This window comes from Brumimicrobium sp., from assembly GCF_048268645.1.
Lineage (GTDB): Bacteria > Bacteroidota > Bacteroidia > Flavobacteriales_D > Crocinitomicaceae > Brumimicrobium > Brumimicrobium ulvae.
The window spans coordinates 37,982-51,612 of the sequence record NZ_JBLWVE010000003.1; the positions used below are offsets into that span (position 1 = coordinate 37,982).

Consider the following 13,631-nt stretch of genomic DNA (forward strand, 5'->3'; position numbering starts at 1 on the left):
ACTATTTTTATTATATTTATCGGACATACTAATTAAAATAAGATAAAATATGGGAAAAGGCGATGTAAAAACAGCAAAAGGAAAACGTTTCAGAGGTTCATATGGTAATTCTAGACCTAGAAAAGCAGCTTCGACAGTTGTGATACCAGAAAAGAAGGAAAAAGAAACTAAAAAAGCAACTGCTACCAAGAAAGCGCCTGCTAAAAAAGCTGCAGCTAAAAAAGCAACCACTACTAAAGCCACAAAACCTGCAGCTAAAAAAACGACCGCAAAAGCAACGACGAAAACTAAAACTGCAGAGAAAAAAACAACAGCAACAAAAAAGGAAGAAAAGCCTAAAGCTGCTGCAAAAAAAGAAGACAAAGAAGACAAATAGTCTTACCTATATATTGAAGAGTCGGCATTATTGTCGACTCTTTTTTTATTCTGTTTTCTTAAGGAATAATTGATTAAACCCTATTGAAAACACTTATTTTTTAACATCTTTGTAAAAAAAGAAAATATGAAACATAATTTTGGAGCAGGTCCATGTATCTTACCTCAAGAGGTTTTTAAAAAGGCCGCAGAAGCAGTTCTTGATTTTAACGGATTATCGATTCTAGAAGTTTCACATAGAAGTGCTGACTTCGTTAAGGTTATGGAAGAAGCTAGAGAAAATGTAAAAAAAGCACTAAATGTCCCTGAAGGATACACCGTTTTATTTCTTCAAGGTGGTGCTAGCTTAGGTTTTTTAATTGCAGCTTATAATTTAGCAGGCAAACACAAAAGAGCAGCATACATCAACACTGGAACTTGGGCAACTAAAGCCATTAAAGAAGGAGTTAATGCAGGACTAGAAGTAGTCGAAATCGCTTCATCTGAAGATAAAGGTTTTAACTATATTCCTGAAGTAGAAGATATTCCTGAAGATATTGATTTCTTACATTATACCTCTAACAATACTATCGTTGGAACGCAATTTAAATCAATCCCTAAAACAAATGTTCCCTTGGTTTGTGATATGTCTTCTGATATCTTTTCTCAACCAATTGATGTTTCTAAATTCGATTTAATATATGCTGGAGCACAAAAGAATTTAGGCCCAGCTGGAGCAACATTATACATTGTAAAAGATAGTATTTTAGGGAAATCTCCACTTCATATCCCTACTTACCTTGACTTGAACGTTCACGCCAAAAAGGACAGTATGTTCAATACTCCTCCTGTTTTCTCTGTGTTTGTTTCTAATTTGAACTTGAAACACTTAATTAACAATGGTGGAGTTGAAGCTATCGCCAAATTAAACAAAGAGAAAGCTGAACTTTTGTATAACGAAATTGATAGCAACCCGAACTTCGAAGGAACAACAACTAAAAAAGACCGTTCTCTGATGAATGTTACCTTTAGATTAACAGATGAAACTAAAAAGGAACGCTTCGATAAACTTTGGAACGATGGAAATATCGTTGGTTTAAAAGGACATAGATCTGTAGGTGGTTACCGTGCATCAATGTATAATGCCCTAGAACTAAAAAGTGTACATGCTCTTGTAGACATCATGAAATCACTGTAAAACAAAAAATACAATGAAAATTTTAGCAAACGACGGTATTTCGCCGGAAGGAATAAAAAAACTCGAGGCAGCTGGATTTACAGTTGTAACCGAACATGTGCAACAAGATCAATTGATTGATACAATCAATAGTGAAAACTATGTTGGGCTTCTTGTTCGATCTGCAACAACAGTCAGAAAAGACCTAATTGACGCTTGCCCAGGACTAAAGTTTATTGGTCGTGGCGGAGTTGGAATGGACAACATTGATGTAGAATACGCGAGAGAGAAAGGAATTACTGTAGAGAATACTCCTGCAGCTTCTTCTCAATCAGTTGCTGAATTAGCAATGGGCTCATTATTCGCTCTTGCACGTTCAACTTACGATTCATACAAAGAAATGCCGAGTAAAGGTAAAGAAGACTTTAAGAGCCTTAAGAAGAAATACAGTAAAGGTGTTGAATTACGTGGAAAGACCTTGTTAATTATTGGTTTTGGCCGAATTGGACAATCCTTAGCGAGCTATGCTTTGGGAGCAGGTATGAAGGTGATTGGATTGACACGTACAGCACGAGAAATTGAAATTCCTATTACAATAGATGGTGTTGGAGAAGTGATCAGCACTGTTAAAACTTCTACGGATCTAGACGAAGTTTTAGGAAAAGCTGACTTTATTACCATGAACGTTCCTAAACAGGAAGACGGAAAAGCGGTAATTGGAAAAGCAGAGTTTGCAAAAATGAAAGATGGTGTGCGCATCGTTAACGTTGCACGTGGTGGAGTAATCAATGAAGATGATTTGATTGAAGCTTTAGAAAGTGGAAAGGTTGCTGCTGCTGCACTAGATGTTTATGAAAATGAACCTTCCCCTAGAACTGACCTTCTAGAACATTCAGTAATCGCCAACACGCCACATATTGGAGCTGCTACTGCTGAAGCTCAAGCAAGAATAGGTACTGAATTAGCAGGTAAAATTATCGATACTTTAAAATAAACTCATTTTTAATGAATACTTAAGCGTTTAGTCTTTTGATTAAACGCTTTTTTTATTCTTCTATGTGCTTGTGTATCTGTCTGCTTTGATTTTAAATTTTGTAGTCCAAAAAAATCAATGTATTTTTAGATTCAATCGCATACTAATATCTTTATAATAAAAGGAAATGAAAAGGTTAACTGTACTTCTGAGTTTATCTACCTGCTTCACATTTGGATTCACCAACTGCAATAAGAAATGCGCCTCAGCAAATCCTACTTGTGAAGAAACAGTACCTAATGAAGCATGTATGGCTCACTTTAACAGATGGTTTTACAATGCCGACAAAAACAAATGTGAACTTATTTCATACAGCGGTTGTTCTGCCAAAGGATTCGAAACTCTTGATGATTGTAAAGCATGCAAATGCAATTAACCCGCAGTTGGAAGTTCTTTTTTTCTTAAGAATCTTTTCATCAAGTAGGCAATAATTAAAGTGGAGAAAAAAGAAAAACTACCATATAAAACTGCGATAAGTGAAAGCCCGTCAATTTGAATCACATTATTGGCCAAGAAAATAGCCAAGGCTGAATTTTGTAGTCCCATTTCTATGGCAATAGTATACTTTCCCTCATGATTGATTCCTGTCCAGCCAGAAAGGTAGAATCCTACAAACATGACGAACACATTTAAAAATAATGCAGGAAGTAAGAGTTCACCATATTCCGCCACAGATTTGGTTCCATTCCCCTGCTCATCGATTAAAACCAGTAAGAAAACAGTAAAAAGAATTCCTGGTAAAATGTACCGTAAAGGCTTGCGAATTTTCTCTACGAAATGAGGTAAATAATGTTGTACTATAACACCTGAAATTACAGGCAATAAAACGGTAAACAAAACTTCTATAAAGGTATCATACATTGAAAGCTGAACTTCTTTAGAGGAAGTCCAAAAGAATGAAAAAGCAAGGTCTAAAATAAACGGAATCGTTAAGACAATCAAAAAACTATTGAAAGCCGTAATCGATACAGACAAGGCTACACGTCCTTTTAACATGTAGGTAACAATATTGGAGGAAGTACCGCCAGGACAAGCTGCAATCAACACAATTCCCAACTGATAAATAGGATCCAACTGAAAAGCAAAAGCAATTCCAAATCCAATCAATGGCATAAGCACCAATTGTCCAAACAACCCAAATAGAATCGCTTTAGGTGCAACAAAGACCCTTTTAAAGTCTTTCGCTTTAAGCCCCATACCAATCCCAAACATGATTATTCCAATAGCAATTGGCAATAAATAGTTTAAGAGTGTTTGCATGTTTTAGGTATTAGTAGGCTTTTTTAATACGATCCATCGCCCTTTGATCGTCTTTTTCTTTTAAATCTTGACGCTTATCGTATAATTTCTTTCCTTGAGCAAGAGCAATTTCTATTTTTGCAAGTCCTTTATCATTGATAAAAAGTCGCAACGGAACAATCGTAAAGCCTTTGGTCTTCATTTTTTTATCCAGCTTATTGATTTCCTTTCTATTCAACAGCAGTTTTCTATCTGCCTTTGGTTTATGTTGGTAAAAAGAAGCATTTCCATATTCTGCAATGTGCATATTCCTCAGAAAAACCTCTCCGTTTTCGATTACACAAAAGGCTTCGAGTATACTCGCTTTTCCAAGACGAATACTTTTAATCTCTGTCCCCCCTAACTGAATTCCGGCAACATACTTATCAAGCAGCTGATACTCAAATCGAGCACGTTTATTAACAATATTTATTCGGTTATTATTTGCGGACATACTTCAATTGTTTTGTTGAAACCAGTTGATCTAAATCAATTTGATTTAAACGAATTACCCCAAAGTAAAAGAAAATTACTGTTGTGGTCATCAAAACATGACTTAAATCCTCTTTGTTAAACCAAAGATGCGGATTATACTGCAATGTGAAAATAAAAATCGAAGGAATAAGAACAATTACAGCAAGCACGGTGTACTTAAATGAGCTTAATCCTTTTCGCCAATAGTAAACACCAAATCCTAAACAAAAGAATAAATAGGTAATTACAGCATCAGCCATCACAAATATAAAGGACTGCAATGCTATCGCTAAAACTGTAAAAACAAGTAGTTTGACGTATAGAAGTCCCATGAGGACTTTATAGAATTTTGGACTCAATACGTTTAAACTAATCATAGCTTTCCCCGCATGAAAAGCTGAGAACAATCCTAATGTCCAGGTCGGAAACTTTCCATAAACTCCAGTATAATTAAAGAACATGTGCCCAAACCCACTAAAAAAAGTGCTTAATCCGAAAAGCAAGTAAAACATTTTCCAGTGTTTTTGAAAACTATTTTCAACAGGATTAAATCTAAAGTAAATCACAAAACAAGTGATGGCAATCATCATGTTTGTTACTAAGGCCATTGGTTCTTGAAGGCATAGTCCAAAAAGATTGAAGGGCAATTTTTCTAAAGGGATGTCACAAAGGTTCTCCATAACTGATATTAAAGGGGCAAAAATAAGGAATTCTTTCAAAAGAAACGAAATGCAATGGAAAACATGAAATATTCTGAAAAATTTAAGATTTTCAATAAATGCTGCTTAACTTTGTAGCCGTGAATTTACCTTCAAAATATCTAAACGAAGCTGTTGAACAATTCGCTTCTTTACCTAGCATTGGGAAAAGAAGTGCTTTGCGATTAGTACTAGAGCTTTTAAAGCGCTCACCTGAAGAAATAGACCGGTTTTCAAACGCTGTTAGCGCCATTAAGGAGAACATTAACTATTGTGATAGCTGCGGAAATATTTCCGATGAAAAAAAATGTACGATCTGTGCCAACCCAGCACGTGATCATAGAATGGTTTGTATTGTAGAAGACATTCGCGACATCATGGCCATTGAAGCAACAGGAAGTTACCGCGGAATCTACCATGTGCTTGGAGGAGTTATTTCACCAATGGATGGACAAGGACCTGAAGATTTAAACATCAACTCACTTCTTAACAAAGTAAAGAACAAAGAAATAGACGAGATTATTTTCGCATTAAGCGCTACGATGGAAGGTGACACAACAAACTTTTACATCTATAAAAAAATATCGCCTACAGAAATAACTGTTACCACACTCTCTAGAGGAGTTTCCATCGGAACAGAGCTGCACTATGCCGACGAACTAACCCTAGGAAGGTCTATTCTTCAAAGACTTCCATTTGAGTCGACATTCAAACAAAATTAATTTCTAAAGATCTTTCCTTTGTTTGTTTAACGAATTATAACTATTGTTGTATTCGTAATCAACAAAGACCCCAAATGCTATATATCCTTCATCTCCTCCTTTCAGGTTATAACATTTTAAGCCCCAGCCCTAATCATTTCACTTTAAATATAGAGCAAGCTATATTCTTTGGCTTTTTCAAAATTCAGTCCACATCCAATCAAATAGAGTTTGACGACAAATGGGTTGCTGCTGACGGAAGCAACAATATCTTCTTCTCCTTCCCTATTACCGTTTTAGTTTTCTTTGCCTTTATTGGTGTGCTGATTGGACTCTTGGTTGTTTATTATTGGAACCGAATTCTAAAGAAGATTCTGAAAAGGAAAAAAGAAACTGAACTACAGCTCAAAGCCCTACTTCTTGAAGTAAAAAAGAGTGACGAAGATAAAAAAGTTCTTCTTCAAGAAATCCATCACCGTGTAAAAAACAACCTGCAAATTGTTTCGAGCATGCTCAATATGCAAGCGAATTCTATTGAAGACAGGACTACAAAATTGGCCTTAAATGAAGCCAAGGAACGCATCCAGACCATTGCTTTGGTTCACAACAAAATCTACAAGTCCCCAACCATCGGGGAAGTCGATTTAAGAGACTATACACAGTCGCTTTTTGAAGACCTCAAGTCCCAAGACCCTTTAAACTCAAATGTACAACTATCGGTCGACGCTTCCTCTTTAAAAATAGCCATGGATTCACTTGTTCCACTGGCATTGATTTTAAACGAACTTTACAGCAATAGTTTAAAACATGCTTTTATACAACAAGACAATCCTTTAATTACAGTTAAATTCGGATGGGAGCCAACAAGTGAAACGCTTCACTTCATTTACAAGGACAATGGAACTTGGAAAAAAGCTAAGAAGCAAGACAGTTTTGGGACAACCTTAATAGATATTTTTACCGAACAAATCGATGGTGAATACACACTTAACAATAAAAAAGAAGAGACCAAGTATGGTTTTAAATTTAAAATTTCAAGTCAAAATATAGTTGATTCAAATACCTAACCCAATCGGACCCAACTCCCTTTTAACAGATGCATTTTTCTTTTCATAAAATTCTTAAATTTTTCGTGCAATTTATAATATTAAATACTATATTGTGTAAACAAATAGAAAGTAGAACGCTTACTTTATTATATTCACCGAACGTTAAAAACGTTCATAAACTTATTTATCATGGAAGTATTTTTTAACACTGACAAAAACATTGAAGCAAAAGAAAGAATCGAAGCTTATTTCACGAAACAAATCAAAGAAGATTTAGCACGTTTCGAAGATAGAGTAACCCGTGTTGAAGTTCACCTTTCTGATGAAAACGGAGCAAAATCAGGTACAAAAGATAAAAAATGTGTTCTAGAGGTTCGTCCACAAGGTTTAAAACCTGTTGCTGTGACAAGCCACGACGATTCTATTGAAAAGGCGATAAGTTCTGCTACAAAAAAGATGGAAAGTAGTTTGACCTCTCTTATTGGTAAATTGCAAAACCATTAAAGAATGAAATAAAACAAATGACAATAGCGTCCTCTATACGAGGCGCTATTTTCATTTTATCCCCTTTTATTTCAACCTTTAATATTAACCATTCAAAACCCTAATTCCATATTTTAACCAATTGTCCATAAAGATTCAATAAAATTATGTTTCTTTGAAGACTATAAATTAACAACCAATAACAAAATGAAAGTATTTTTTACTACGGTGTTGGCAACAACATTATTCTTTGGGTTAAACGCTCAAAAAAACAATATAGATTTTGTAGAGTACGAGTTAGACAACGGAATGCATGTTATTTTACATGAAGACAATTCCACTCCAATTGTTGCAGTTTCTATAATGTATCACGTAGGTTCTAAGAATGAGAATCCAGACAGAACAGGATTTGCACACTTCTTTGAGCACCTTATGTTCGAAGGAAGTGAAAACATCGAAAGAGGTGAATTCGACAAGTATATTGAACGCAATGGAGGTACTTTAAATGCCTACACTTCGCAAGATAAAACCTATTACTATGAGATTTTTTCTTCAAACAATTTAGAGTTAGGACTTTGGTTAGAGTCTGAAAGACTATTACATGCCAAAGTTGACAATAAAGGGATTGAAACACAACGTGAAGTTGTTAAGGAAGAAAAAAGACAACGTGTAGACAATCAACCTTATGGGTCCTTTATGGCTGAAGCTTTTGATCGATTGTTTCAACAGCACCCATACAAATGGACGCCAATTGGTTACATGGAACATCTCGACGCTGCTCAAGAAGAAGATTATGTAAACTTTTACAAGACTTTTTATGTTCCTGCGAATGCAACATTATCAATTGCTGGAGATATCAACATTGAAGAAGCAAAGGTTTTAATCGATAAATACTTCTCTACAATCCCTAAAGGACAAGCGATCAACCTTTACCGTGACTACTTGACCTTAGAGGAGGAAGAGTTCGCAAAAACTTATGGAAAAAGTAAGTCAGTTTTTAACGACAAAGATTTCTTTAGCAGTGATTCTAAGGAAGGAAAAGCATTGATTGCTGAATACGAAAAGAAAGAAACTGTAATTCCTCGACCTGAAGTTGTAGAGCCTGCATTAGAAAAAGAAATCGTTGATACAATTTATGATAACATTCAATTACCCGCAGTATTTATTGCGTATCATTCTCCTGCTCAAAACTCAAAAGATGCTTATGCATTAGAAATGCTAAACACAATACTTTCTGGAGGAACAAGTTCAAGAATGAACAAGAATATTGTTGAGGCAAATGAATTGGCCGTTGCAGCATTCTCTTTTTCTTTCCCATTAGAAGATCCAGGCATGGCTCTTTTTGCGGGTATTGCAAGTAAAGACACAGACGTTAAGGATTTAAAAAGCGCTCTTGATGCTGAAATCGACCGTGCAAAAACAGAATTGGTTTCTGAAACAGAATTCCAAAAAGTAAAGAACCAGTTTGAAAATGATTTCTATTCTTCAAATAGCTCTGTTGCAGGTAAAGCAGAGTCTTTGGCGAATTACCATGTATTTTATAACGACGCCAACTTAATCAATAAGCAACTCGAAGTTTACGAAGACATTACTCGTGAAGATCTTATGAAAGTGGCGAATCAATATCTTAAAAAAGACGCCCGTGTTGTATTGTATTACCTACCAAAACAATAAGCGTAAAGCGTGTATTAACATTCAAAAAAGATGAAGATGAAAATGAAAAATATATTTATAGGAATGGCCGTTGCGTTAACATCTGTCTTTTCGTACGGACAAATTGACCGTTCCAAAGCACCTGTCCCAGGAGCCGCTCCAGAAATTAACATTGCAGATCCTGTTGTCTTTGACCTAGACAACGGTATGAAAGTAATTCTTTCAACGAACAACAAAATCCCTAAAGTTTCTTTTAACCTTGTGATGGGTTCTGATCCTCGATTAGAAGGTCAAAAAGCAGGTTTATCTGAAATGGCTGGAAACCTGTTACTTTCTGGTACAGAAAACAGAACTAAAGATCAGTTAGACGAAGAAAAAGACTTTATTGGAGCCTACTTATCGGCTAGTAGTTCTGGAATTTATCTTAGTGTTTTAACAAAACATATGGACAAAGGCTTAGATCTGATGACAGACGTTATGAAAAATGCAAGCTTCCCAGAAAGTGAATTCGAACGCATCAAAAAACAATTTGAATCTAGCTTGTTTTCTACTAAATCGGATGCTAGTTCAATGATGTCTAACGCAATGTACAAAGCCGTTTTTTCTGATGAACACCCTTATGGTGAAGTAATGACCGAAGAAACACTTAACAACATCAAGCGCCAAGATGTAATTGATTTCTACAATAAACAATTTACACCAGCAGGAAGTTACCTTGTTATTGTTGGTGACATTGAAGTTGAACAAGCTAAAAAAATTGCCAATGAACGTTTTGCAGATTGGGAAGGTGGTGTCCCTTACGAAAAGGAATACAACCATGGTATCAAACCCAATGGAAACCGTGTGATTTTTGTTGAAAAACCTGGGGCAGTTCAATCTGTTATTAGTATTGCTTTTCCGGTAGACATAACTCCAGGGCATGAAGACCATATACAACTTTCAGTTTTGAATAAATTGTTAGGTGGTGGTGGATTTGGAACACGTTTGATGCAAAATCTACGTGAAGACAAAGCGTATACATACGGCGCATATTCTAGTTTAAACATTAACAGAAAAGGAAGTTTACTTTCGGCAACAGGAAACTTTAGAAATGAAGTGACCGACTCTGCAATCGTTCAATTCTTATATGAATTCACACGCATTACAGAAGGTCTTCCAACAGAAGAAGAACTAGAGTTAAATAAAGCTTCTATGGCAGGTAGTTTTGCACGTACTTTAGAGTCACCACGTACAATTGCTAATTTTGCCTTAAATACCTACAGAAACAATCTTCCTTCAGACTATTACCAGACTTATTTAAAGAAATTGAGTAAGGTTTCTGATGCTGACATATTACGTATGGGTAAGAAATACATTACGCCAAACAATCTTAACATTATTGTGGTAGGAAATAAAGAAGTTTTGGAAAGCCTAAAACAATTTGACGCTGATGGTGAAATTGAAATTCTTGATGCATTTGGAAACCCCGCAGAAGAAATTAACTATGCTCCTGCAGATATTTCAAAAACTGAAGTCTTTGAGAACTACCTAATGGCTGTAACAAAAACTTCATCGATGAAGAAAGCGGAAAAGAAGTTAGGAAAAATAAAGACTCTAAAAAAGGAGGCTACCGTGATTCCTGATGGCACACCAATGGAATTGAAAATGACCACTTATTTTCAAGCACCAAACACAAACGCTACCAAAATGGAATTCAACGGTATGGTTCTTCAACAAGAAATCTTTAATGGTACTGAAGGAATCACAAAAGCGATGAATCAAACAGGTGGTTCAGATATAACAAAGTACACAGAAGAAGAAATAATTGCGAAGAAAAAGACTTCTGCAGCATTTTCAGAATATAGCTTATTGTGTAATACTGAAGATGTTGAACTCCTGGGTATTGAAAACAAAGACGGTGTTGATCATTATGTAATTCAATACAAACTTGGTGAAACAACCACAACGGCTTACTATAGTAAAGAAACAGGATTAAAATCTTATACGAATAGCCTGGAAGTGACCGAAGAAGGTCCACAAAGTATCACTACTATTCACAGTGAGTATACTGACTATAAAGGGTATTTATTCCCAAAAAAGACTTCTCAGGTTGTTGAATCTATGAGTATGACATCAACGCTAAATGCGATTGAAGTGAATGGAAAAATAGATGCAAAAGTATTTGAAATAAAATAAACTTTATTTTATCAATTCTTTAAAAGCGGACTAAAATTAGTCCGCTTTTTTTGTCCCATATTTCTCTTCGCCCCTTTTTATTTAAGGAATTAATCAACTTACACATCAAAATATTAAATCAAAATTGTTAAACTTGTGCAAAGCAATTAACAAATGAAGAAAGTCATTACCATTCCCAATGCCCCCGCTCCTATTGGACCGTATAGCCAGGCGATTCTAAAAGACAACACTTTATATGTAAGTGGACAAATCCCGCTTGACCCTAAAACTGGTGAATTGCAATTGGACAGTATTCAACAAGCAACTCAACAAGTTATGGAAAACATTAAGGCTTTGGTTGAAACTGCTGGACTTTCTATGAAGGACATAGTAAAATGCAGTATTTTCTTAAAAACAATGGATGATTTTGCAGCTGTCAATGAAGTTTATGCAAGTTACTTCCAGTCAGAACCACCAGCAAGAGAGACAGTTGCGGTAAGTCAATTGCCTTTAGATGTTCCTGTTGAAATATCTTGTATAGCGATGCGTTAAGCATCTTATTTTATTATGCTTTAGAAGCTTTGGAAAACAAATCAATTCGCATATCTGTAATTATCGTCAACTACAATGTTGAGTACTTTCTCGAACAGTGCTTGAACTCTGTATTTGATGCACTCAAGAACATTGAAGGTGAAGTTTTTGTGGTCGACAATAATTCAATTGATGGGTCTGTCGAAATGGTGAAACAACAATTTCCTCAAGCTCAACTTATCGCCAATAAAAACAATGTTGGATTTTCAGTTGCAAATAATCAAGCCATTCGTATTGCTAAAGGAGATTATGTCCTATTACTTAATCCAGATACTGTAGTTGAGGAAGACACTTTCCAAAAATGTATAGACTTCATGGACAAAAATCCCGAAGGCGGTGGTTTGGGAGTTAGAATGATCGACGGAAAAGGACATTTTTTGCCAGAAAGTAAAAGAGGACTCCCTACTCCTTCTGTTGCATTTTATAAAATATTTGGCTTTTCTCGTATTTTCCCTAAAAGTAAAACCTTTGGAAAATACCATTTAGGCTATTTAGATGAACATGAAACCAATGAAGTTGAAATATTAAGTGGTGCATTTATGTTTATGCGCAAAGAAGCCTTAGATAAAGTTGGTCTGCTTGATGAAGCCTTTTTTATGTACGGTGAAGATATTGACTTGTCCTACCGGATAATCAAAGGAGGTTATAAAAACTTTTACTTTCCTGAAACTCAGATCATACACTACAAAGGAGAAAGCACAAAAAAAAGCAGCATTAACTATGTCTTCGTTTTTTATCGTGCAATGGTCATCTTTGCAGAAAAACATTTTTCACAAAAGAACGCCAAACTCTTTTCATTTTTCATCAATTTAGCCATATACTTCAGGGCAGGTCTAGCATTATTGAACCGTTTTATCAAACGTATTTTTCTACCCGCATTTGATTTCGCAGCCATTTTACTCGGACTTCACTTTCTAACGCAGCTTTGGTCCTTGGAAAGTATAGATTTTCCAATTCATATTTTAAAATACTCACTACCAGGATACACGATTGCATGGTTGGCCACTAACTTTTACTCAGGAGCCTACGATTTTCCCATTAAACTTAAATCGTATTTCTCGGGAACATTAATAGGAACAGCAATTATATTGGTAGTTTACGCATTGCTTCCCAAGGACCTTCAGTTTTCAAGACTTTTCATCCTTTTAGGGGCAGCTATGGTTTTGAGTTACTTCTTACTCTCTAGAATTGTTTTACACCTAATTCTGGGTAAACGCTTCGACCTTAGAGGTGTAAAAAATAAAAACTTTGCAATTATTGGTGAACCCAATGAAGTAGATCGTGTGAAGCAAATATTAAAAAACACTCCTCATAAAGTCAATAAAATTTACCCTGTTTCTCCCACCCATAAAAAGACGGAGAAAGACAGCGGGGTTTTGAATCAATTGGATCAGATCATTGATATTTATGACATAGATGAAGTTATTTTCTGTGCAAAAAACACCACTGCTGAATCAATTATCAATTGGATGTCAAGAACCGCATCAAACAAAGTTGAATTTAAAATTGCGCAACCCAATAGCATGTATCTTATCGGTAGTAATTCTATTGATACCGCGGGAGATTTATATTTGATGGAAATTGACAACATTTCTACACCTTCGAGCAAACGAAACAAGCGTACCTTTGATATTATTGTTGCATTATTTGTGTTACTTTCTCTCCCCCTTTCAATTTGGTTCTACAAAAATAAATTAAAACTCATACAAAATAGCTGGTCTGTGCTCATTGGTAAAACCTCATGGATAGGCTATTCTTACGATGAAAAACCCATTTCAAGAACGCTTCCCCAAATCAAGAGTGGTGTCCTTACTCCAGCTGAAGGAGAATCAGCGAACATGGACAGGACCTTACGTTCAAAGCTGAATTTAATCTATGCCCGAGACTATTCGATAATGAATGACATAGGCATTCTGCGTAAATATTGGAAAAGGTTAGACCGATAAATCAGGACTTTTCGTTTGTATTAACCGAATTTTAGGTTAT

General features: G+C 35.5%; 14 protein-coding genes. 11 read left to right on the forward strand and 3 right to left on the reverse strand.

All coding sequences use genetic code 11. The features are described from left to right. Positions 1-49 precede the first annotated feature (49 nt). The 4 genes from ACN0U3_RS04200 (at position 50) to ACN0U3_RS04215 (ending at position 2,940) form a co-directional block, all read left to right on the forward strand. On the forward strand, positions 50-376 hold the full coding sequence (locus tag ACN0U3_RS04200) for a 30S ribosomal protein THX (RefSeq protein ID WP_417265262.1): 327 nt from the start codon (positions 50-52) through the stop codon (positions 374-376). 126 nt (positions 377-502) lie between these two features. Beyond that, positions 503-1,552, forward strand: coding sequence for a 3-phosphoserine/phosphohydroxythreonine transaminase (gene serC, locus ACN0U3_RS04205; RefSeq protein WP_299201919.1), 1,050 nt, complete (start codon positions 503-505; stop codon positions 1,550-1,552). A 13-nt stretch (positions 1,553-1,565) separates the two neighbouring features. Then, positions 1,566-2,525 carry a D-2-hydroxyacid dehydrogenase gene (locus ACN0U3_RS04210; RefSeq protein WP_299201916.1) on the forward strand — a complete coding sequence of 320 codons (960 nt, stop codon included), beginning with the start codon at positions 1,566-1,568 and terminating at the stop codon, positions 2,523-2,525. Positions 2,526-2,691: 166 nt separating this feature from the next. Then, positions 2,692-2,940 (forward strand): BPTI/Kunitz domain-containing protein, encoded by a 249-nt coding sequence (locus ACN0U3_RS04215; protein ID WP_417265263.1) that lies wholly within the window; start codon positions 2,692-2,694, stop codon positions 2,938-2,940. On the opposite strand, the gene ACN0U3_RS04220 is transcribed toward ACN0U3_RS04215, so the two are convergent. From ACN0U3_RS04220 to ACN0U3_RS04230, 3 genes are read right to left on the reverse strand one after another with little or no spacing between them, the layout of a single operon-like run. Continuing rightward, positions 2,937-3,824, reverse strand: a complete 888-nt coding sequence (locus ACN0U3_RS04220) for a bile acid:sodium symporter family protein (RefSeq protein ID WP_417265264.1) — start codon at positions 3,822-3,824, stop codon at positions 2,937-2,939. The two genes, ACN0U3_RS04215 and ACN0U3_RS04220, sit on opposite strands and share 4 nt — an antisense overlap. A gap of 10 nt (positions 3,825-3,834) precedes the next feature. Further along, positions 3,835-4,296 (reverse strand): SsrA-binding protein SmpB, encoded by a 462-nt coding sequence (gene smpB / locus ACN0U3_RS04225; RefSeq protein ID WP_299201907.1) that lies wholly within the window; start codon positions 4,294-4,296, stop codon positions 3,835-3,837. Then, positions 4,283-4,924, reverse strand: a complete 642-nt coding sequence (locus ACN0U3_RS04230; RefSeq protein ID WP_417265265.1) for a DUF6962 family protein — start codon at positions 4,922-4,924, stop codon at positions 4,283-4,285. The genes smpB and ACN0U3_RS04230 overlap by 14 nt, the downstream gene beginning before the upstream one ends. 191 nt (positions 4,925-5,115) lie before the next feature. Between ACN0U3_RS04230 and recR the strand changes: the two genes are divergently transcribed. From recR to ACN0U3_RS04265, 7 genes are all read left to right on the forward strand, one after another. After that, a complete protein-coding gene (gene recR / locus ACN0U3_RS04235; protein WP_417265266.1) occupies positions 5,116-5,736 on the forward strand; it encodes a recombination mediator RecR in 621 nt (206 codons plus the stop codon). Between the two features lie 74 nt (positions 5,737-5,810). Then, complete coding sequence (locus ACN0U3_RS04240) at positions 5,811-6,782, forward strand: sensor histidine kinase (RefSeq protein WP_299201898.1); 972 nt, start codon at positions 5,811-5,813, stop codon at positions 6,780-6,782. Between the two features lie 171 nt (positions 6,783-6,953). After that, complete coding sequence (locus tag ACN0U3_RS04245) at positions 6,954-7,268, forward strand: HPF/RaiA family ribosome-associated protein (protein WP_299201895.1); 315 nt, start codon at positions 6,954-6,956, stop codon at positions 7,266-7,268. A 186-nt stretch (positions 7,269-7,454) separates the two neighbouring features. Further along, the gene (locus ACN0U3_RS04250) at positions 7,455-8,921 is read left to right on the forward strand and encodes a M16 family metallopeptidase (protein WP_417265267.1); all 1,467 of its coding nucleotides are present in this window, start codon (positions 7,455-7,457) and stop codon (positions 8,919-8,921) included. Between the two features lie 42 nt (positions 8,922-8,963). Further along, a complete protein-coding gene (locus ACN0U3_RS04255) occupies positions 8,964-11,075 on the forward strand; it encodes a M16 family metallopeptidase (RefSeq protein ID WP_417265268.1) in 2,112 nt (703 codons plus the stop codon). A gap of 153 nt (positions 11,076-11,228) precedes the next feature. After that, positions 11,229-11,606, forward strand: coding sequence for a RidA family protein (locus tag ACN0U3_RS04260; RefSeq protein ID WP_417265269.1), 378 nt, complete (start codon positions 11,229-11,231; stop codon positions 11,604-11,606). Next, positions 11,588-13,591: a glycosyltransferase family 2 protein gene (locus ACN0U3_RS04265; RefSeq protein WP_417265270.1), complete on the forward strand. Its 2,004-nt coding sequence runs from the start codon at positions 11,588-11,590 to the stop codon at positions 13,589-13,591. The genes ACN0U3_RS04260 and ACN0U3_RS04265 overlap by 19 nt, the downstream gene beginning before the upstream one ends. The last annotated feature ends 40 nt before the right edge of the window (positions 13,592-13,631 follow it).